General features: G+C 62.2%; 20 protein-coding genes and 1 pseudogene. 13 read left to right on the top strand and 8 right to left on the bottom strand.

Annotation, left to right across the window (positions count from 1 at the left end):
• Positions 1-145 precede the first annotated feature (145 nt).
• Positions 146-1,933 (top strand): PAS domain-containing sensor histidine kinase, encoded by a 1,788-nt coding sequence (locus AC3RCG_RS10135; protein WP_492405586.1) that lies wholly within the window; start codon positions 146-148, stop codon positions 1,931-1,933.
• Positions 1,934-1,996: 63 nt separating this feature from the next.
• Complete coding sequence (locus AC3RCG_RS10130) at positions 1,997-3,136, top strand: HAF repeat-containing protein (RefSeq protein WP_492405584.1); 1,140 nt, start codon at positions 1,997-1,999, stop codon at positions 3,134-3,136.
• 63 nt (positions 3,137-3,199) lie between these two features.
• Here AC3RCG_RS10130 and rpoD read toward each other — a convergent pair whose 3' ends face one another.
• Positions 3,200-5,752 carry an RNA polymerase sigma factor RpoD gene (gene rpoD / locus AC3RCG_RS10125; protein ID WP_492405582.1) on the bottom strand — a complete coding sequence of 851 codons (2,553 nt, stop codon included), beginning with the start codon at positions 5,750-5,752 and terminating at the stop codon, positions 3,200-3,202.
• A 569-nt stretch (positions 5,753-6,321) separates the two neighbouring features.
• On the opposite strand from rpoD, the gene AC3RCG_RS10120 reads away from it, so the two are divergent.
• The 3 genes from AC3RCG_RS10120 to AC3RCG_RS10110 are packed head-to-tail and all read left to right on the top strand — an operon-like array spanning position 6,322 to position 7,932.
• Positions 6,322-6,831 (top strand): ProQ/FINO family protein, encoded by a 510-nt coding sequence (locus AC3RCG_RS10120; RefSeq protein ID WP_070224995.1) that lies wholly within the window; start codon positions 6,322-6,324, stop codon positions 6,829-6,831.
• Positions 6,832-6,840: 9 nt separating this feature from the next.
• Positions 6,841-7,488, top strand: a complete 648-nt coding sequence (locus AC3RCG_RS10115) for a 3'-5' exonuclease (RefSeq protein WP_099410702.1) — start codon at positions 6,841-6,843, stop codon at positions 7,486-7,488.
• 21 nt (positions 7,489-7,509) lie between these two features.
• Positions 7,510-7,932 carry an SMI1/KNR4 family protein gene (locus AC3RCG_RS10110; protein ID WP_492405579.1) on the top strand — a complete coding sequence of 141 codons (423 nt, stop codon included), beginning with the start codon at positions 7,510-7,512 and terminating at the stop codon, positions 7,930-7,932.
• Positions 7,933-7,953: 21 nt separating this feature from the next.
• On the opposite strand, the gene AC3RCG_RS10105 is transcribed toward AC3RCG_RS10110, so the two are convergent.
• Positions 7,954-8,301 (bottom strand): DUF4870 domain-containing protein, encoded by a 348-nt coding sequence (locus AC3RCG_RS10105; RefSeq protein ID WP_070291296.1) that lies wholly within the window; start codon positions 8,299-8,301, stop codon positions 7,954-7,956.
• Positions 8,302-8,390: 89 nt separating this feature from the next.
• Positions 8,391-9,812, bottom strand: coding sequence for an aminotransferase-like domain-containing protein (locus tag AC3RCG_RS10100; RefSeq protein ID WP_121668944.1), 1,422 nt, complete (start codon positions 9,810-9,812; stop codon positions 8,391-8,393).
• A 152-nt stretch (positions 9,813-9,964) separates the two neighbouring features.
• Between AC3RCG_RS10100 and AC3RCG_RS10095 the strand changes: the two genes are divergently transcribed.
• The 5 genes and pseudogenes from AC3RCG_RS10095 to AC3RCG_RS10075 all read left to right on the top strand — a co-directional run.
• Entirely contained in the window at positions 9,965-10,693 is a 729-nt protein-coding gene (locus AC3RCG_RS10095; RefSeq protein WP_492405577.1) for a c-type cytochrome, read from the top strand.
• Positions 10,690-11,964 carry a c-type cytochrome gene (locus AC3RCG_RS10090; RefSeq protein ID WP_492405575.1) on the top strand — a complete coding sequence of 425 codons (1,275 nt, stop codon included), beginning with the start codon at positions 10,690-10,692 and terminating at the stop codon, positions 11,962-11,964. The genes AC3RCG_RS10095 and AC3RCG_RS10090 overlap by 4 nt, the downstream gene beginning before the upstream one ends.
• A gap of 75 nt (positions 11,965-12,039) precedes the next feature.
• Complete coding sequence (locus tag AC3RCG_RS10085; protein ID WP_070224988.1) at positions 12,040-12,330, top strand: type II toxin-antitoxin system HigB family toxin; 291 nt, start codon at positions 12,040-12,042, stop codon at positions 12,328-12,330.
• Positions 12,308-12,733, top strand: coding sequence for a helix-turn-helix domain-containing protein (locus AC3RCG_RS10080; RefSeq protein WP_083287837.1), 426 nt, complete (start codon positions 12,308-12,310; stop codon positions 12,731-12,733). The genes AC3RCG_RS10085 and AC3RCG_RS10080 overlap by 23 nt, the downstream gene beginning before the upstream one ends.
• A gap of 65 nt (positions 12,734-12,798) precedes the next feature.
• Positions 12,799-14,159, top strand: a pseudogene (locus AC3RCG_RS10075) (IS3 family transposase); the annotation flags it as partial.
• Between the two features lie 80 nt (positions 14,160-14,239).
• Here AC3RCG_RS10075 and AC3RCG_RS10070 read toward each other — a convergent pair.
• Positions 14,240-14,875 carry a class I SAM-dependent rRNA methyltransferase gene (locus AC3RCG_RS10070; protein ID WP_070224987.1) on the bottom strand — a complete coding sequence of 212 codons (636 nt, stop codon included), beginning with the start codon at positions 14,873-14,875 and terminating at the stop codon, positions 14,240-14,242.
• A gap of 188 nt (positions 14,876-15,063) precedes the next feature.
• Here AC3RCG_RS10070 and AC3RCG_RS10065 point away from each other — a divergent pair, with 188 nt between their 5' ends.
• Complete coding sequence (locus tag AC3RCG_RS10065) at positions 15,064-15,849, top strand: head GIN domain-containing protein (RefSeq protein WP_121668941.1); 786 nt, start codon at positions 15,064-15,066, stop codon at positions 15,847-15,849.
• On the opposite strand, the gene AC3RCG_RS10060 is transcribed toward AC3RCG_RS10065, so the two are convergent.
• Positions 15,846-16,733: a dihydrodipicolinate synthase family protein gene (locus AC3RCG_RS10060; protein WP_121668940.1), complete on the bottom strand. Its 888-nt coding sequence runs from the start codon at positions 16,731-16,733 to the stop codon at positions 15,846-15,848. The genes AC3RCG_RS10065 and AC3RCG_RS10060 overlap by 4 nt on opposite strands.
• Positions 16,734-16,767: 34 nt before the next feature.
• Positions 16,768-17,583, bottom strand: a complete 816-nt coding sequence (locus tag AC3RCG_RS10055) for an aldolase (protein WP_070291302.1) — start codon at positions 17,581-17,583, stop codon at positions 16,768-16,770.
• Between the two features lie 141 nt (positions 17,584-17,724).
• Between AC3RCG_RS10055 and AC3RCG_RS10050 the strand changes: the two genes are divergently transcribed.
• Entirely contained in the window at positions 17,725-18,273 is a 549-nt protein-coding gene (locus AC3RCG_RS10050) for a helix-turn-helix domain-containing protein (protein ID WP_492404446.1), read from the top strand.
• 63 nt (positions 18,274-18,336) lie between these two features.
• On the opposite strand, the gene AC3RCG_RS10045 is transcribed toward AC3RCG_RS10050, so the two are convergent.
• Both AC3RCG_RS10045 and purU read right to left on the bottom strand, forming a co-directional pair.
• Positions 18,337-18,879, bottom strand: coding sequence for a YaeQ family protein (locus AC3RCG_RS10045; RefSeq protein ID WP_070291303.1), 543 nt, complete (start codon positions 18,877-18,879; stop codon positions 18,337-18,339).
• A gap of 39 nt (positions 18,880-18,918) precedes the next feature.
• Positions 18,919-19,800: a formyltetrahydrofolate deformylase gene (gene purU, locus AC3RCG_RS10040; protein WP_070224981.1), complete on the bottom strand. Its 882-nt coding sequence runs from the start codon at positions 19,798-19,800 to the stop codon at positions 18,919-18,921.
• Positions 19,801-20,145: 345 nt separating this feature from the next.
• On the opposite strand from purU, the gene AC3RCG_RS10035 reads away from it, so the two are divergent.
• Complete coding sequence (locus AC3RCG_RS10035; RefSeq protein WP_070224980.1) at positions 20,146-20,658, top strand: phasin family protein; 513 nt, start codon at positions 20,146-20,148, stop codon at positions 20,656-20,658.
• The last annotated feature ends 3 nt before the right edge of the window (positions 20,659-20,661 follow it).

Raw genomic sequence — 20,661 nt, 5'->3', positions numbered from 1 at the left:
GGCACCGCAAGGGTCGGCCCTTTTGCTTTCCAAATGGAAAAATATTCTCAATAAAACAACATTTGGTATTACACTAGCGTCGAATACTTTTCCCACTCCGGCGCCACGTGCACCGCAGCGGCCAACGATGACGCCAGGGACGCGTATGAGCAAATGGTCGATTGAAACGCTGAGTACGGCATGCGCCGCCCTCGTCCTGGTGGTGCTGGGCTGGCTGGCCGGCGCGGCCTGGCAGGAGCTCGACTCCTGGGAACATATCTGGCTGTTGCTGCTGCTGGCGGCAGCCGCCGGCACGGCCATGTGGCTGATGCGCAAGCTGCGCGCCCACCTCGCCAGCACGCGCTTGCAGCTCGATGCCAGCACCATGCGCTACCGCCACCTGAGCGAGACGGCGCAGGACGGCATGTGGCAAACGGATGCGCAAGGCACGATATTGCATCTCAACCAGCGCCTGTGCGACATGCTCGATATGCCTGCGGAAAAGCTGCTGGGCCATAAAATGAGCGAATTCTACGATGAGGCGACCTTGCTGCGCCTGTGTCCGCTGCGCCAGACAGCCACGGATAGCTGCATGGGAGAACTGCAATACCGGCACAGCGACGGTTCGGAACGCTGGGCGATGATCAGCGGCCGCCGCCTGTACGACCAGCAGGGCGCGCTGACGGGCGCGCTCGTGCTGGCCAGCGACATCACCGAACAAAAGCGGGCCGAACATGCATTGAGCGTCGCCCATGCGGAACTGGAAAGCCGCGTGGCCCTGCGCACGGCCCAGCTGCTCGACGTCAATCTCCAGCTATCGGCGGAAATCGCCATGCGCGCGCAAACGGAAGCGGCCCTGGCGCGCAGCGAAGAACGGCTGCAGGACATCATCTCCATGATGCCCCTGTCGCTGTTCCTGAAAGATGCCGATTCGCGCATCGTGCTGATGAACCAGGCCTGCGAGCAGCAATGGGGCGTGCACCAGCAGGACATTGCCGAAGGGCGCGACTTGCAGCATTTTCCCAGCGACCAGAACGTGGGCTTCCACGCGGCGGACCAGGAAGCGTTTGCCAGCCGCAAGGTGGTGATACGCGAAGAACTGGTATGGAATGCGCAGCTGCAGGAAAATCGCCTGCTGCAGACACACAAGAAACCCATCTTCGATGCCGAAGGGCGGCCGCAGATGATCATCGCCATGGCCATCGACATCACCGACAGCAAGCGCAACGAGGAAAACCTGGAGCGCACCCTGGCCCAGCTGCGCGAACTGAGCGACCACCAGCAAACGATCAAGGAAGAGGAACGCCGGCGCATCGCGCTCGACATTCATGACGACCTGGGCCAGAACCTGATGGTGCTGCGCATCGATGTGTCGCTGCTGCACGCACGCACGGCCAAGACCCATCCGCGCCTGCACCGCCACGCGCAGCGCGTGCTCGACACCATCGACACCACCATCCGCTCGGTGCGCACCATCATCAATGACCTGCATCCCAGCACCCTCGAACTGGGACTGGGTCCGGCGGCCGAATGGCTGCTCCGCCAGATGGAAAGCCGCGGCGCCATCCGCTACCGGCTCACGCTCGACAGCGAGGTGCCGGACCTGGGCCTCGATCAGCGCCAGACCTCGGCCATCTTCCGCGTGCTGCAGGAATCGCTGTCGAACATCGTGCGCCACGCCCAGGCCAGCGAAGTGGAGGTGGCGCTGGAGCAAGATGCGGATTCCATCATCCTGCGCATCAGCGACAACGGCATCGGCATGCAGCCGGGCGACGACGGCAAGCGGGCCGCCTTCGGCCTGAAAAGCATACGCGAACGTGTCCACGCGCTGGGCGGCGAACTGCGCATCGACAGCCAGGCGGGCCGGGGCACGGTGCTGACCATCTACCTGCCCCATGCCGCCAGGCGCGCCATGCCGGCCATGCCCGAACACAAACATTACCAAAAACAGTAACAAATTAGATATGCATTTTTGGCAAATAAAAGTATAGTAAGTTTTTTCCTAGAGGAAACTATCATGCTGACACGGTTCTCCCGCCTCCCCGCCCCATTGCTCGGCCTGCTCCTGCTGGCCGCCGTTTCCAGCGCCAGCGCCACCATTTATGCCGAACGGGGCTTTGGAGAAAGGGATGGCAACGGCAGCATCGCATCCGACCTGAACCCGGCTGGCCTGGTGGCCGGCATCATCATGGAAGAAGAAGGACGGCGCCGCGCCGTGACGTATCAGCATGGCCGCCTCCGCGAGCTGGGCACCCTGGGCGGCGATGAAGGTTTTACCAAGGCCATCAATATCCATGGCGCGGTGGTCGGTTCGGCGCAAACGGCCAGCGGTGCCTGGCACGCCTTCCGCTACGACGTGGCCGGCGGCATGCGCGACCTGGGCACCCTGGGCGGTACCAGCAGCTATGCCACGGCCATCGCACAAGGCGGCCAGGTGGCCGGCTATGCCGACACGAGCGGCGGCGATTTCCACGCCTTTGTGACAAAAGCCGACCACAGCCTGCAAGACCTGGGCACCCTGGGCGGCGCCAGCAGCTATGCCAGCGGCCTGAACAGCCATGGCGTGGTGGTGGGCACGGCCCAGCGCGGCGATGGCTACCGCCGCGCCTTCGTCTACCACCCCGGCGCGGGCATGCAGGAAATCGGCACCCTGCCCGGCGGGCGCATCAGCTCGGCCACCGCCATCAATGACGCGGGCCTGATCGTGGGCGCCTCGGAAACGGAAAAACGCCGCTGGCACGCGTTTGCCTGGGATGGCAAGCGCATGCTGGACCTGGGCGCCCTGATCGGCCAGGGCGACAGCTACGCCACGGCCGTCAACGCGGCCGGGCACGTCGTCGGCAGCGTCAACATCAACGGTTTTGAACCGATGACCTTTGTCTACAAGGAAGGCGTGATGACGGTACGCCGCCGCGACGACGGCCTGTACCTGACCAACAAGATCACGGACGCCGGCCTGGTGGTGGGCGCCGTCTACACAGGGCATAAATTCCAGGCCTTCGCCGTGCCCTCGCAAGCATCGCCGCCGCCGCCGCGCCGCAACCCGCTGGACTGGTTCTTCCTGACCGTCATCGCCGCCGCCTGCGGCGCAGCCCTGTTCCGCGCGCGCCGGCACGTGCGCGCCGGCCTGCTGGGACAGCGCACGCATTTTCTGTAAATCGGCACAGGTAGGGACGAAAAAAAGAGGCTTGCGCCTCTTTTTTTATTGCCTGCTGACCGCTTAGTTTTGCGTCAGGAAAGTCTTCAGCTTGTCCGAACGCGAAGGCTGACGCAGCTTGCTCATGGCTTTCGCCTCGATCTGGCGGATGCGCTCGCGCGTCACGTCGAACTGCTTGCCCACTTCTTCCAGCGTGTGGTCGTTCGACATTTCCACGCCGTAACGCATGCGCAGCACTTTCGCTTCGCGCGGCGTCAGGGAATCGAGTACTTCCTTGATCACGTTGCGCATCGATGCGTGCAGCGCGGCGTCCAGCGGCGCCAACGTCGTGTTGTCTTCGATGAAGTCGCCCAGTTGCGAATCGCCATCTTCGCCCATCGGCGTTTCCATGGAAATCGGCTCTTTCGCGATCTTCATGATTTCGCGCACCTTGTTTTCCGGCATTTCCATCTTGACGGCCAGGGTCGCCAGGTCCGGCTCGCTACCCGTTTCCTGCATGATCTGGCGCGAGATGCGGTTCATCTTGTTGATCGTTTCGATCATGTGCACCGGCACGCGGATGGTGCGGGCCATGTCGGCGATCGAACGCGTGATCGCCTGGCGTATCCACCAGGTGGCGTAGGTCGAGAACTTGTAGCCGCGGCGGTATTCGAATTTATCGACGGCCTTCAGCAGACCGATGTTGCCTTCCTGGATCAGGTCGAGGAATTGCAAGCCGCGGTTGATGTATTTCTTGGCGATCGAAATCACCAGACGCAAGTTGGCGACCGTCATTTCGCGTTTCGCGTGACGCGCGCGCTTTTCGCCGGCAGCCATCTGCTTGTTGATCTTGCGCAAGTCCGCCAGCGGCAGGGCCACGCGCGCTTGCAGGTCGATCATCTTCTTTTGCAGTTCCTTGACGGCAGGCACGTTACGGCTGAGGATGGCGCTGTACGGGTACTTGCAGTCGACTTCGCGGTCGACCCATTCCAGGTCGCATTCATTGCCCGGGAACACTTTGATGAAGTGGGCGCGCGGCATGCCGCATTTGTTCACGCACAGTTCCAGCACGGCGCGCTCGATGTGGCGCACTTCTTCCATCTGGCCGCGCAGGGTGTCACACAGCTTTTCCACGACCTTGGCCGTGAAGCGGATGCCCAGCAATTCCTGCGAAATGGCTTCCTGCGCCTTGATGTAGGCTTTCGAGTTGTAACCCTCGGGCGCCTTGCGCATCTTGTCGTACTGCGTGGAAATGACGTTGAATTTCTCCAACGCATTCTTTTTCAGCTGGGCCAGTTGCTCGCTGGAGAAACCGGCCGCGCCGCCATTGGCGTCGCCGTCTTCTTCCTCGGCTTCCTCTTCCTCTTCCTCGTCGTCACCGCTGGCGGCGGGGGCGGCGGGAGCGGCGGCCGGCGCCGGGGCATTGCTTTCGTTCAAATCCACAAAGCCGTCGACCACTTCATCGACCTTGATTTCATCGCGCGCAATTTTTTGCGACAGCGCAACGATTTCGCCGATCGTGGTGGGGCAGGCGGAAATAGCCTGGATCATGTCTTTCAGGCCGCCTTCGATGCGCTTGGCGATCTCGATCTCGCCTTCGCGCGTCAGCAGCGCCACGGCGCCCATTTCACGCATGTACATGCGCACGGGGTCGGTGGTGCGGCCGAAGTCGGAGTCGACCGTCGACAGGGCAGTGGCGGCAGCCGCTTCCACTTCATCGTCGCTGGTGACGGTGGCGACGTTGTCAGTCAACAACAGGCTTTCCGCATCAGGGGCACGCTCGTAGACGGCGATGCCCATGTCGTTGAAAGTGGCGATGATGCCTTCGATCGCTTCCGGATCGATGATGTTTTCCGGCAATTGGTCATTGATCTCGGCGTAGGTGAGGAAACCGCGTTCCTTGCCCATGTTGATCAAGCCCGTGATCTGCTTGCGGCGGCGTTCCAGGTCCGCTGCCGATGCTTCCGGATCGCCCAGCGCGTCCGCCAGGCCGCCCTTGGCCTTGCGGTCGCGCGCTTTCGACACGGCCTTCAGTTCGGCGCGCTCGACGGCGTTCAGTGCTGCCACTTCATCGTTTTCCGGCGTGAATTCGCTCGGCTTGCGGCCGCGGCGGCCTGGCACCTTGACGGTCGGCAGGAAGTAATTCGAGGTGTCGATGGCGGCCAGGGCATCGGCGTCCGTGGTCTTGCTGACCACTTGCGCGCCGGTGATGATGGTCACGGGCGCTGCCTCAGGCTTGGCGCGCACGACTTTCGAGCGGGCTGCCGTCACCACCTTGTTCGTGGCGGCGCTTTCGCTGACCTTGCGCGGCGCGGCCGGGGCCTTGGCGCCGGGGGCGACCTTCACGCTTGGCGTTTTGGCCGGTGCGGCGTCGGCCACCTCGGCCACTTCGGCAACGGCTTCGACAGCCGCCGCTGGCGCTTCGGCAGCCGCATCGGCCGGCGGAACGGCAGCCAGGCGCGAGCGGCTTTTCTTCACCACGGTGACGACGGTGGGCGCCGTCGTGACGGTGGCTTCCGGATTCGCTTGCGCATTATCGATGAAGTAAGATAAAGTCGTTTTGGGTACGGCAAGTGGCGCCGCGGCTGGGCGTGGCGCCTTGGCGGACAACGTTAAAGTTTTTGGCGTATTCTTCATGAGATATCTCTTAATGCGAGACCAGATGGTGTCGGCGCGAAGTGAATGATTCCACCTAAGCCTGCGAAACCGGACTCGATGGAGCGTATTGTTGCGGCTGCCGTGTTAACGGCAGCGGCGCCTGTCTATCGGGACGTTCAAAGCCCGCGCATCCGTCATGCGGAGCGGCGGGGCCGAAGCCGGGTCAGATAAATAAGCGATGTACATTGCGGAATGAAAAAAAGCCCGTACCAGAACGGGCTTGAATCTATTGTTGTTCAGTGAAGACACAGCGGAGAGCAAGATTATGCACGAAGGCCAGTTATCTGGATAATTGATAAGCAAAATATCTGATATCAAAAATATCAATAATGATGGCCCTGCACCGCACTGCTCCTATCCCCTGCACACCTGAGCCAGACCATCAAAAACGGGGTCCAGTCATCAGCGCAAGCCGACATTATACACATTTCCCGTATTTCGCGCTGTGTCCGCTGTAGGGCGGACCCGCTTGTTGCAGCGCAAGTTGCCAAAAAAGACAATGCACTTGCCTGTGGCGCGTGCTATGCTCCCCTTTTATAGCCCAACCAATGATGTCGATGACCAGCTCCACGCCAGACCAGCAAGCCACCACTCCTGACACGCCAGTCGATGCAGCCCCAGCGGCGGCACCGGCCGCAGCGACCACGCCGGCGCCTGCCGGCCTGACCGCACGCGCGCTGCTGAAGCAGTTCCAGGAGCAATTCCCGCCATTCCGCGATTGCCTGCCCTTGTCGATCGGTATCGACAAGCAGATCCTGGCGCGCCTGCCGGACCTGGACCGCAAGCTGATGCGCACGGCGCTGGGCATCCACACGGGTTCGCTGCGCTACCTGCGCGTGATGGAAAAAGCCAAAATCCGCTACGACCTCGACGGCACCGCCGGCGCGGAAGTGACGCAAACGCACCGCGACCACGCCACGCAAGTCTTGCAGCAGCGCTTCAAGAAGGAAGCCGAGCGCAAGAAAGCCGAGCGCGACGCGGCGGCCGCCGAAGAAGCGAACCGCTTGCGCCTTGAAAAACTGAATCAGCTGACCGCGAAATTCTCGCGCAAAGGCTGATCCGGTTTCATGGACACAGCTGCCGTACCGCCACTCCCCCCGTATCAAGGCATCGCCCTCGACCACGTCAAGCTGGTACGTACCAGCGATGATGCACAGGCGGCCATGGCCGCCCTGCTGGCAGCGGACGCCATCGGCTTCGATACGGAATCAAAGCCTACTTTTGTGAAGGGCGAGTCCTCCACGGGACCGCATCTGATCCAGCTGGCTACCGACGACATCGCCTACCTGTTCCAGGTGGGCAGCACGCCGGCGCCGGCCCTGGCCGAACTCAAAGCCATCCTCGAATCGACCACCACCCTGAAGGTGGGCTTTGGCCTGTCCGACGACGTCAAGCGCCTGCGCAACAAGCTGGGCATCGCGCCAGCCCAGGTGCTCGACCTGTCCGTCGCCCTGCGCGGCGGCCAGCGCAACGACCTGGGCGCGAAGACGGCCGTGGCCAAATTTTTCGGCCTGCACCTGCAGAAATCGAAAAAGATCTCCACCACCAACTGGGCCACGTCGCGCCTGACGGAAAAGCAGATCCTGTACGCGGCCGACGATGCGCAAGTGGCCCTGCGCGTGTATCGCCGCTGGATCGCCGAAGGCGGCAAGGTGGCGCCGCAAAAAGCGCCGCGCGCCAGTACGCCGCCTGGCCCGCCGCCAGTCGCCGCCTGAGCCGGCGCGCCTTCCTGCAACATGAGCAAGAACAAGTCCATCGGCACCACGCCTGACGCGATCACCGCCGCCGAACAGGCGCTGGGGCGTGGGCTGCCCGCGTCCTACGTGCAATGGTTATTGGTCAACAATGGCCGCGCGCTGGGCGCCTTGAGCATCTTTCCCGTCTACGACGCGGCTAATGCGCGCAAGACGTGGGAATCGATAGAACGCCATTACCGCACCGACTGGCAAGAGTGGCTCGAGAATGCGGATGACGGCGATGCCGCATCCCTGCTGCCCTTTGCCCAGTTCGGCACGGGCGATTACTATTGTTTTGACTATGCGCAAACGGGTCCATCGGGCGAGCCGGTGGTCGTGCTGTGGTCGCACGAAACAGGGGCTGCCACCACGGTGGCGCCCGACTTTGCGTCATTCCTGATACTGCCCGGCCGCCCGGGCTGACACCCGGCGGCCGGCCCAGCCTTATTTGACCAGACGCAAGGTCAGGGGATAGCGGTAAGTGACGCCATTGCTGGCCTTGACTGCCGCGACGATCGAGCACACCAGGTTGGCCAGCGCCACGATCCAGAACAGGAACAGGCCGATCAGCACGAACGACAGGATGAAGCAGGCGAAATACCAGATGATCAGGGTGATCTGGAAATTGAGCGCCTCGCGGGCGTTCTCGGCCGAGAATTTATCCGCATCGTCTTTCTTGATCAAGTAAATGATCAGCGGCGCCACCCAGCTGGTGAACAGGCCGCCAACGTGGGACAGAATGGCCAGCGTCGTATCTTGCGTACGACCCAGTTCCGGCTGCGTGTTATCCATTATCATTCCCATCATTCGTTATAGATACTTCAATATAACAGCAATATTTCCTTTTGGAATGAAACACTTGCTGGCGCAAGGACTTTTTTTCATGTGCCGCTTGCCGCCCTCTGCGCCAGCCGCCCCAGGGTGGCGATGGCCTCTTCCAGCTGCGGACTCCACGGGTGGCCATAATTGAGGCGGATGCAGTGGCGAAACGCGCGCGTGGCGGAAAAGATAGGGCCGGGCGCGATGCTGATGCCGGCCGCCAGCGCGCTGCGGTGCAAAGCCAGCGCATCGATGCCCGCCGGCATTTCAACCCAGACGAAATAGCCGCCCTGCGGCCGCGTTACCCGCGTGCCGGGCGGAAAATGCACGGCGATCGCTTGCAGCATGGTGTTTTGCTGCGCCGCCAGGGTCAAGCGCAGCTGGCGCAAATGGCGGTCGTAGCCGCCCTGCGCCAGGTAGTCGGCCAGCGCCATCTGCAGGGGGATGGGCGCCGACAGGCTCGTCGTCAGTTTCAAGCGCTCGACCTGTCGCGCATAGCGGCCCGCCACGGCCCAGCCCAGCCGGAAACCGGGCGCCAGGGTCTTGGAAAACGAGCTGCAATGCATGACGAGGCCCGCGCTGTCGTGGCTTTTCGTCAGGCCGGGACGCTGCTTGCCGAAATACAGCTCGCCATACACGTCATCCTCGATCAGCGGCACGCCATGGCGCGCCAGCAGTTCGACCAGCGCGCGCTTCTTTTCCGGCGGCATCAGGCTGCCCAGGGGGTTCTGGAAACTCGTCATCAGCCAGCACGCCTTGGGCCGGTGGCGTTGCAGCAACTCTTCCAGCGCCGCCAGGTCGACGCCGTCACGGGGGCTGGTGGCAATTTCCACCGCCTTCAGTTCCAGCCGCTGCAGCGCCTGCAGGCAGGCATAGAAGCTGGGCGACTCGATCAGCACCGTGTCGCCGGGCCGCGTGACGGCTTGCAGGCACAGGTTCAGCGCTTCCAGCGCGCCATTCGTGATGACGATGTCGTCGCTGGAAACGGGCACGCCGTCAAGCTGATAGCGCAGGGCGATCTGGCGGCGCAGCTCGGCATTGCCCAAGGACAAATCCGTGACGGTGCTCCACGGGTCGAGGCGGCGCATGCTGGCCGACACGGCCCGCGCCAGCCTTTCCATGGGGAACAGCTGCGGGCTGGGAAAGGCCGAACCGAACGGCACGATATCGCGCGCGCCGACGGCGCCCAGCACCTCGAACACGAGGTCGCTGACATCGACTGTGGTGCTGGCGTCGAGCGGGTGGGAACTGTCCGGCTCGGGCGCCAGCGCGGCGCGCTGCGGCGCCACGTAATAGCCGGAGCGGGGACGCGAGACGATCATGCCGCGCGCTTCGAGCAAATAATACGCCTGGAACACCGTCGACGGGCTGACGCCCCTGCGCGCATGCTGCTGGCGTACGGACGGTAATTTATCGCCAGGCAGCAACAACTGCGTGGCTATCATGGCGGCGACTTCTTCCGCCAATTCCTCATATCGTTTCAACCCTGCTCCTCAAACTGATCCGTAGTTTTATTGCACAACTGATCCTGTCACAGTGACAGCACCCGGTATATGCTAGGGTAACAACATCCGGGCAGCAACACCGGCACGGCACATCGACCGACGAGACAGGTTATTTCCCCATGCAACTCCCCATGCTACTGCATTCTCCCCGCGTGCTGGTGCTGGCCCTGGCTATCGCCTGGCCCGGCATGGGGCTGGCCGCGCCCGCCGCGCTGCCAGCCGGCCACGACAGCCTGGAACAGCGCATCAAGGCGTGCACGGCCTGCCATGCGCCGAAGGAACGCCACGACGCCTTCTTTCCCCGCATCGCCGGCAAGCCTTCAGGCTACCTGTACAACCAGCTGCTGAACTTTCGCGAGGGACGGCGCCAGTATCCGATGATGAACTACATGGTCGAGCACTTGCCGGACGATTACCTGCGCGAAATTGCCGACTATTTTGCGGCGCAGCACCCCGCCCCGCCGCCGGCCCAGCCCAGCGGCGCCGGCACGATGGCCCTGGAGCGCGGCAAGCAGCTGGTGCTGCACGGCGATACCAGTAAAAAGATTCCCGCCTGCATCGCCTGCCACGGCGAGAAGCTGGCCGGCGTGGCGCCCGCCATCCCCGGCTTGCTGGGCTTGCCGCGCGACTATATCAACGCCCAGCTGGGCGCGTGGAAGAACGGCATCCGCCGCGCCCACGCCCCCGACTGCATGGCGCAAGTGGCGCAGCGCCTGTCGGACGCGGACGTGGGCGCCGTCTCGGCCTGGCTGGGCACGCAAGTGGCCAGCGCCGACGCGCGCCCCGCCAGCAGCATCGCCCTGCCCTTGCCCCTGCATTGCGGCGGCGTGCCGGGCTCCGGCGCGCAGGTGGCGCCATGAAAAAATGGATGATCGCGATTGCCGGCGTTGCCATCGTTGCGGCCGGCGCCAGATTCGTACTGTACCCAGACGACGACATGGGCCCGCCCGCCGTTGCCAGCACCCTGAGCCAGGAACAGCTGGTCGCGCGCGGCGCCTACCTGGCCAAGGCGGGCGATTGCATGGCCTGCCACACGACGCGCGGCGGCGTGCCCTACGCGGGGGGGCGCGCCCTGCAGACGCCGTTCGGCAAGGTGCTCTCGCCCAACATCACGGCCGACAAGGAAACGGGCATCGGCAGCTGGACGGCCGACGATTTCTGGCGCGCCATCCACAACGGCAAGTCGAAAGACGGCCGGCTGCTGTATCCGGCCTTTCCCTACACCAGCTACACCAAGGTGCAGCGCGAAGACAGCGACGCCCTGTATGCGTATTTCCAAAGCGTGCCGCCGCACAAGCAGGCGAACGCGCCGCACGCGCTGCGCTTCCCCTACAACCAGCAGATCGCGCTGGCCGCCTGGCGCGCCCTGTATTTCAAACCGGGCGTGTACCAGCCGCTCACAAACAAAAGCATGGAATGGAACCGGGGCGCCTACCTGGTGCAAGGCCTGGGCCACTGCAGCGCCTGCCATAGCAGCCGCACGACCCTGGGCGGCAGCGACGACGGCCTGTCGGGCGGCCTGATCCCCGTGCTGGGCTGGTATGCGCCGTCGCTGACGTCGGACGCGGAAGCGGGCCTGGGCGACTGGGACACGGCGCATATCGTGGAATTGCTGCAAACGGGCGTCTCGCCGCGCGCCACCGTCTTCGGCCCCATGGCGGAAGTCGTGCGGCAAAGCTTGCAGCACATGAGCGGCGCCGACGTGCAGGCCATGGCCGTCTACCTGAAAAGCCTGCCCGGCCCGGCACAGCCCGCGCAACGGGCGCCGCGCGACACGTCGGAGCAAGCCCGGCAGCAACTGGCGCTGGGCGCAAAACTGTATGAGGCGCAGTGCGCGAGCTGCCACCAGACCGACGGCAAGGGCGTGCCGCCCGGCTACCCGCCGCTGGCCGGCAACCGCGCGCTGACGACGCAGTCGGCCGTGAACGCCATCCGCCTCGTGCTCAACGGCGGCTTCGCGCCCGGGACAAAAGGCAACCCGCGTCCCTACGGCATGCCGCCGTTCGGTCCCGTCATGGATGATACGGAAGTGGCGGCCGTGGTCACGTATCTGCGCGCGTCGTGGGGCAATGATGCGCCGGCGGTGTCGGCGCTGGAGGTAAACAAATACCGCAGCGTGCCGCTGGAATAATGCCGTTTGACGATTATCTCAAATTGAGATAATCTGCGCTCATGATATCGCTTCGTCACGGCATCGCTTCGGCATATGCGCATCGTCGCCAACAAGGCTTTGATCGATTTCGCCAGGAAACATCCCCTGGCGGGCGAGCCCATGCAGGCATGGCGCAAGATCATCGAATCGCGGCCTTTTGCCAATTTCGCCGTGCTGAAGTCGATATTTAACGCCACGGATCGCGTCGGTGATTACTATGTTTTTAATATTGGCGGTAACAAGTACCGGATCATTGCGGCCATTCACTTCAATCGCCAATTGCTGTTCATCCGGGAAGTGTTGACGCACAGGAGTACGACGCATGGAAACCTTGATGCATCGTGAGATGATTACAGAAATCACTGTCCACTATCAGGCCTTGTCCAAACTGGTCCCTCTGCAGGCGATTCCTGATGCGCCCGCTTATGAACAAGCTGTCAGCGTATTGCATCAGCTATTGGACGCGGGGGCGGCCGATGAAAAACACCCGTTGGCGGGGTTGGTTGACAGTATCGGCCGGTTGATAGCCGATTACGATCAGGAGCATTTCCCGGCTGCCCCTGTTTCGCCTGCGGCCACGCTGCGCCAGTTAATGGAACAACATGCACTGACACAGTCCGACGTACCGGAAGTCGGCACCCAAGGCGTCGTCTCTGAAGTGCTCAACGGCAAGCGGGATCTGAATGTGCGGCAAATCAAGGCCCTGGCACAACGATTCGACGTCCCTCCCAGTGTTTTTATTGCGTAATCCAATAAAAAACCGGCTCACTGAACTGAACCCCAAAAGTTGGACACCAACTTTTGGGGTTTTTCATGTCGAAGTACAGTGAGCAATTTAAGCTCAGCATTATCGAGCAATATTTGTCCGGTTCTGCGGGGTATAAACAGATTGCCGACAAGCACAATCTTCATCATTCAACTGTGAGATTGTGGATTAAATTGCATGCAGCGCATGGCATTGACGGTCTGGTAAAAAAGTTCAGCCATTACAGTGCAGCGTTCAAGCTCTCTGTGTTGCAGCATATGTGGTCCGCTGATTTGTCTTGCTGGCAGGTCGCCGCCGTATTCAATATCCGCAATCGCGGCATCATCCGTCATTGGGAGCGCTGCTATCATAGCGGTGGTCTAGAAGCCCTGATGCCACGCACACGTGGAAAGCCCAAGCAAATGCCCTTACTACCACCTACAGAGCCGTCCGAATCCCTTCCGGATCCCGCGGAACGCACCCACGACGAATTGGTCGCTGAGGTCAACCAATTGCGCATGGAGGTAGCTTACCTAAAAAAGTTAGAAGCCTTAGCTCAAGCGCAGAAGCGGCAGAGTACGACAATGCGCAAAAAACGCAAGTAGTTACTGAGCTAAGGCAGTATTTCCCGTTGCGCGCATTGCTTGAGCTCGCTGGCATGCCACGCAGTACCTTCTATTATCAGCAGAAAGCGGCCCAGGCATGTGACAAATATGCAGGACTGAAGAAGCAGATCGCTGCCATCTATGCTCGCCACAAGGGGCGGTATGGCTACCGGCGCATCACTTTGGCCATCAGACAATTGGGCGAGAAGGTCAACCACAAGACCGTTCAAAGCCTGATGCGCAAACTCGGCCTCAAGTCGCTGGTGCGGCCCAAAAAGTATCGGTCGTACAAAGGAGAGGTCGGACAAGCAGCGCCGCATATCCTGAAGCGATGCTTCGAGGCCAATGGCGCCAATCAAAAATGGGTGACCGATGTGACGGAGTTCAAGGTGCGCGGCGAGAAACTGTAACTCTCGCCGGTCATGGATTTGTACAACGGCGAAATCATTGCATTTGAGACCTCAAGGCATCCAGAGTTCGCATTGGTTGGCAGCATGCTCAGGAAGGCTTTGAAAAAGCTCAAGCACGATGAGAGGCCCATCGTGCATTCGGATCAAGGCTGGCAATACCGAATGCCGGCTTATCAGCGTGCCTTGCAAGAAAAAAAAGTGGTGCAGAGCATGTCGCGTAAAGGGAACTGTCTTGACAACGCGGCCATGGAAAGCTTCTTCGCTGTGCTCAAGACAGAGTTCTTCTATCTGAACAAGTTCGGCAGCGTCGATGAACTACAACGCGGCATCAAAAAGTACATCCACTACTATAATCACGACCGCATCAAGCTCAAGCTAAAAGGGCTGAGTCCCGTGCAATACAGAACTCAGCCCTGGGCAACCCAGCAAACTAAACCGTCCAACTATGTGGGGTCAGTTCACACGCCGGTTCTTTTCATGTCAAACAGCCGTTCTCAGCGGAACTTGCTCTTGTGCCCCGTTTTGAGGTCCAGCGCATAGCGCACGCCGTTGTCCGTCAGCATGACTTCATCGGGCGGTTCTTCGCCGGCCAGGGCGCCGTCGATCAGGGGCAAGCCTTCGCCCTTGCGCATCAGGTCGTCGCAGCGCTCATACACGTTCACGCAGCCGGTGGACGCCATCAGCGATTGCACGATGGCCACTTTCCACGCGTCGACGCCGCCGGCGTTGAATTCGCAGATCAGATAGCCCTGCACGCCGCCAAACAGTTGCACCACCAGGCCCGGCAAGCCCTCGTCTTCACCCTTGATCAGGGTCAGTAGCTGGTTTTCGCCGGCCTTCTTGATGGCTGGCAGTTTTTTCTCGATGGCGGCCTTGACCCTGCGCTTGATCAGCGCGTGGTCGACCGGTTCGTCTTCCTTGAAGCTCCAGATGCGCGCGCGGATCTGCGACTTCGAATTGTAGGCGGCGCGGGCGATAAATTGTTTCGAAGAACTCTGCACGATGGCCGTCGAGCCGGGCTTCATTTTTTCCTGCGGCTTGCCTTCGACTTTTTCAATCGCGGACGCGTAAATCCACGATTGGCCCAGCAAGCTCTTTTCCTTGCCCTGTTTGATGGTGATGATCAGCATGTAATTCCAGTAGTGTGAGCGGCGCGTGCCCCTCGTCGTATGTCCAATACCGGCATGATACCTCATGCCATCCTGTCGCATCCTCCTGCATTCCATGCCGCTGCCGGCGCAGTCTGTCGCAACGCGCTACGCAGGCGCAGCAGGCTCGCATACCATGGCTGCAGTCCAATTCAAAACAGGGAGCAAGAATGACACCGACACTTTTCCACCGCCGCCGCGTCAGCGCCGCGACCGCCCTGCTGCTGGCCGCCTGCGCACTGGCCATGCCGGCCGCGCCGGCGCTGGCCTCGCCGCTGGACTGGATTTCCGGCAACAGCATCCAGGGCAGCGGCAAGCTGCAAAAACAGACGCGCGAAGTGGGCAGTTTCCATGGCGTGGCGCTGAACGTGCCGGGCACGGTCGAGCTGCGTATCGGCAACACGGACAGCGTCACCATCGAAGCCGACGACAATATCCTGCCGCTGATCGAGACAGCCGTGGAAAACGGCACCCTGCGCATCCGCCCCGCCAAGCGCAACGCGAATTTCCGCCAGAGCAGCCTGACCATCGTCATCCAGGCGCGCCAGGTGGAGCGCGTCAGCGTGGGCGGCTCGGGCAACATCACGGCAACGGGCTTGCGGGCCGAGAATCTGCGCTTCGACGTGGGCGGTTCCGGCTCCATCAACGCGCGCGAGCTCGACAGCCGCCAGGTGTCCGTGGCCATCGGCGGCAGCGGCAACTTCAAGGCCAGCGGCAAGACCGAGCAGCTGACGGCCTCCATCGGCGGCTCGGGCAATATCCAGGCGGGCAAGCTGGCCGCGCGCGACGTGCAGGTGAGCATCGGCGGCTCGGGCGAGGCGCAGGTATGGGCCAAGGATGACTTGACCATCAGCATCGGCGGTTCGGGCGAAGTGAGCTACTACGGCGACCCGCGCATCAGCCGCAGCATGCAGCGTTCGAGCAGCATCAAGCGCCTGGGTGCCGCGCCGAATTAGGCCGTGAGGCTGGCCAGCACGGCGGCAAGCGCGCGCGTGGCCGCCTCGTCCAGCGGCTGCAGCGGCGCGCGGGGCGTACCCACATCAAAGCCCCGCAGCGCCAGCCCCGCCTTGACGGTTGGCGGCAAGCCCCCTTTCATCAGGCATTGCAGCAATGGCAATTGCTGGAAGAACAGTTCACGCGCCCGCGCCAGGTCGCCCGCCTGCACGGCCGCATACAGGGCCAGCGGCAATCCCGCATGCAGGTTGGGCGCGGCCGTGCACCAGCCGCGGGCGCCGGCCGCCAGCGCGGCGAAGGCCAGGGTATTGCTGCCGTTGTAGAACGGCAACGCTCCCCCGCTCAGCTGCGCCAGCCGGTGCATGCGCTGGATGTCGCCCGTGCTTTCCTTGACCATCGTCACATTCGGCACCTCGCGCCAGATGCGCACGATCAGCTCGGGCGACATATCGATGCCGCTGGTGGCCGGATTGTTGTACAGCATGATCGGAATGCCCACGGCGTCGCCGATGCGCGCCACGTGGCGCACAATTTCTTCCTCGCTCAATTTCCAGTACGACACGGGCAAGACCATCACCGCGTCGGCGCCCTGCTTTGCCGCAAAGCGGGCGCGGCGCATGGCGCCCGCCGTGGTCAGGTCGGAAATGCCCACCACCGTGGGCACGCGCCTGGCGACGGCGGCCAGCGAGGTGGCGGCGACGGCTTCCCACTCCGCGTCCTGCAGGTAGGCGCTCTCGCCCGTGCTGCCCAGCGGGGCGATGCTGTGCACGCCGTCGGCGATCAGGCGCTCGATCAGTTGTTGCAGGCGCGGCAGGTCGACGTCGCCGCCATCGGCCGTGAAGGGGGTGACAGGGTAGGCAATGATGCCGTGAAATGGTGTCTGCATGATGTTGCTTCCTTTTAATCAGTGTGTGTGTGGTTCAGGCCAGGCAGTCGGCGTGCTGGCGCAGGGCGCGCCGCGCGTAATAGGCGAAGGTCACCGTGTCGCGCCGGGCCGTGGAAATCCAGTCGTGCGCCTCGCGCGCCAAGGCCGGGGGCAAGGGCAGGATGGTGCCGGCCGCCATGGCCAGCAATTGCAAACGGGCTGCCCGTTCCATCAGCAAGGCCAGCATGCACGCCTCTTCCACCGTGCGGCCCACCACCAGCTGGCCGTGATGGGCCAGCAGGATGGCGCGCTTGTCGCCCAGGGCGCCGGCGATGATCTCGCCTTCTTCATTTCCTACCGGCACACCCGGCCACGAGGGCAGGAAGGCGCAATCGTCGAACAGGGGGCAGGTATCCATGTGCGACACCTGCAGCGGCTGCTCCAGCATCGACAGCGCCGCCACGTGCGTTGGATGCGTGTGGATGATGCAGGCCACGTCCGGGCGCTGGCGGTAGATCCAGCTGTGGAAACGGTTGGCCGGGTTGGGAATACCCTCGCCGTGCACCACACGCAGGTCATGGTCGACCTCGAGCAGATTGCTGGCCGTGATTTCATCGAAGCCCAGGCCCAGCTGTTGCGTGTAGAACGTGGCGTCCTGGCCGCCACGGCAGCTGATCTGCCCTGCCAGGCCGGAATCATGTCCGCCATCGAACAGGATGCGGCAGGACAGCGCCAGGGTTTGCCGCGCCGACCAGGCACTGTCCTGCGTGACGCTGGCCAGGCGCCGCTCGGCGATGGCCACCAGTTCGTCTTTCGACAAGGCCAGGCTGGCGCCCGGTGCCGCTGCTTCATACTGAGTATTGTGTTGCATCGTTGATCCTTCACTCATGCTGACTACGCTTCCCGGCATGCACGGCAACAGCCGCGCAACCCAATCCAAGGAAACTGAGTGTATTTTAGGACACTTTGTGTCATGAGGTACAATAGTTTTTTTAAATCGACCGATGCAACCATGGCTATGCGTCTGAAACTGCTGAGAAAACACAAGGGCTGGACCCTGGAACAGCTGGCGGAAAAAAGCGGCTTGACGAAGAGTTACTTGTCCAAGGTGGAGCGGGGCCTGAGCGTGCCCTCAATCGCCGTGGCGCTGAAACTGTCGCACGCGATGCAGGTGGACGTGGAGCAGCTGTTCAGCGACAGCCACCGGCAGGCGGCCGTCACCATCACCCGCGCCGGCGATCCGGCCAGCGCGGGCGCGATGCCGCCGCTGCCGCATTTCGCCAGCATCGCCGCCGGCGTGGCACCGAAGAAAATGCTGCCCTTCATGGTGTATCCGGCGGCCGATTTCGCCGCCTCCGCCTTCAAGGAACATGCGGGCGAGGAATTCCTGTTCGTGCACCAGGGCACGATTGAAATCGAGTTTCCCCAGGAAACCGTGCAGTTGCACACGGGCGACTCCGTGTATTTCAACGCCCTGATTCCGCACCGCACGCGCAGCATTGGCGCGCAGCAGGCGCAGTTGCTGGTCATCGTCAGCAACGACGAAGACGCGGCCCCGTAAAGCGGCGGCGCAATGCAAAAAGCCCGGAGCGATCCGGGCTTTTTGCGTTTCAGACAGCCAACATCAGCGTGCCGGCTTCACCGGTTCGCGGTCGATCAGGACCGTGTTGACGCTGTCGGTCAGCCAGATCTGGCCATCCTGGATCGTGCATTGCAGCTGCATGGTGCGCTGCGCCAGCTTGCTCATGTCTTGCGCCGCCTCGGACGGCAAGTTGATCACGGTCAAGTTCTTCGCCCGTTCCAGTTTATTCGCGATCTGCTTCCACCAGATGTGGCTGGTTGCGCCATAGCTGTAGACGATGACCTGTTCCGAACGGCCGCAGGCCTTCAGGATGCGCTTTTCATCCGGCTGGCCCACTTCGATCCACAGCTGGATGGCGCCCGTCAAATCCTTCTGCCACAGGTCGGGCTCTTCCGTATCGAACAGGCCCTTGGTGAAGGTCAGCGCCTCGTCCGCATGGATGGCGAACGCCAGCAGGCGCACCATCATGCGCTCGTCCGTTTCGGACGGGTGGCGCGCCAGGGTCAGCGCATGATCCTGGTAGTAATTGCGGTCCATGTCGGCGATCTGCAGATCGGCTTTGAAAATTGTTGCTTTGAGGGCCATCGTGTTTCTGTCTCGGTAAAGTAAATAGTGAAGCCGGTATCAGCGGAAAACCACGGTCTTGTCGCCATTTTTCAGGATGCGATGCTCGACGAACCATTTCACGGCGCGCGCCAGCACCACGCACTCGACGTCGCGGCCGATGGCCGTCAGCGTTTCCGCATCCATCGCATGGTCGACGCGCTCGACGTCCTGCTCGATGATCGGGCCTTCGTCCAGGTCGCCCGTGACGAAGTGGGCCGTCGCGCCGATCAGCTTGACGCCGCGGTGGTGCGCCTGCGCATACGGCTTGGCGCCCTTGAAGCTGGGCAGGAAGGAGTGGTGGATATTGATGGCGCGGCCGTCGAGCGCCTGGCACAGGCCGGGCGACAGGATCTGCATGTAGCGCGCCAGTACCACCAGGTCGATCTTGTGCGTGTCCATCAGGTCGAGGATCTTCGCTTCCTGCGCCAGCTTGGCCGCTTCCGGCGCACCGGCCGCCAATGGCAAGTGGTGGAAGGGAATATTGTAGCTGGCCGCCAGCTGGTAGAACTCCATGTGATTCGACACGATGGCGGGAATTTCCACGTTCAGCAAGCCGCTCTTGTAGCGGAACAGCAAATCGTTGAGGCAATGGCCGATCTTCGACACCATCAGCATCACGCGCGGCTTGACGCGCGCATCGTGCAACTGGCCATGGAAGGGGCCATTGCGCTGCATGACTTGCGACAAGTCGGCGAAGTCGCTGCGCAACTGGGCGTCGCTGACGGCGCCGTCTTCCAGCGCGAAATGCACGCGCATGAAGAACAGCTGGGATTCCTGGTCGCCGAACTGGGCGGAATCGAGGATGTTGCAGCCGTGATCGGCCAGGAAGCCGGACACGCGGTGCACGATGCCGCGCTGGTCCAGGCAGGACAGGGTCAGGATGTATTCGGGATGCGTCATGGTCGCGGAAATAGGTAAAAAAGTAAGGCGATGCTCGGCTCAGCCACGCGCGCCGGCCATCGGCTGCGCTGCCGCGAGCCGGCTATTGTCGCACGGCCGGGCCGGTAAGCCGGCATTTTCCACACAAACAGCATGGCTGCCAGCAGCAGCGAGCTAACTGGCGTTCATTTGATCTAACACAAAGGCATCGCGTTTTTGCGCCTGCCAGCTCCCATTCTCGCGCCAAACCGGTAACTGGCGTGGAACCTGGCACGCCATCCGGCGTCTATCTCTTTGCTTGTTTCACCATACGCCGCATCCGGTGCACCGGATGTTTTCTGGATCAGCTTTTCATTGAGGTAGAACATGTTCACAAACAGTATTTTCCCCAGTCTCAGCCCGGCCCTGAAGTCCCATCTCGAGGCCCAGTGCAATTTCGCCACGGAACTATCGCGCAAGATGTTCGATACGGCGCAGCAATTGAGCGAGCTGCATCTGCGGCTGGCGCAGGACTTGCTGCACGAGTGGAGCAACGCCAGCCAGCAACTGCTGGGCGCGCGCGACACGGGCGAGTTCATGTCGCTGGCCGCTGGCCAGTTGCAGCCAAGCAGTAACAAGCTGCACCAATACCAGCAGCAGCTCGGCAATCTCGTCGCCAACGCCAATGTCGAGATGAACCGCACGGCAGAGAACCACCTGCCCGAAACGAGCCGCACGGCCGTGGCCTTCGCTGACGAAGTGGTGCGCAAGACAGCGGAAGAAACGGAAAAAGCCACGCAGCGCCAGCGTGAAATGATCGAAAAAATGCACGCCATAGGCCACCGCGACGGCGCGGGCCGCAGCCACGATAACAGCAGGCAATCCGATCAGGCGCATTGAGCG

It is taken from the genome of Janthinobacterium sp. GW823-FHT01H08, from assembly GCF_058797855.1.
Note: the sequence above shows the minus strand (reverse complement) of the source record. Positions and strands in the feature narration are given on the sequence as shown.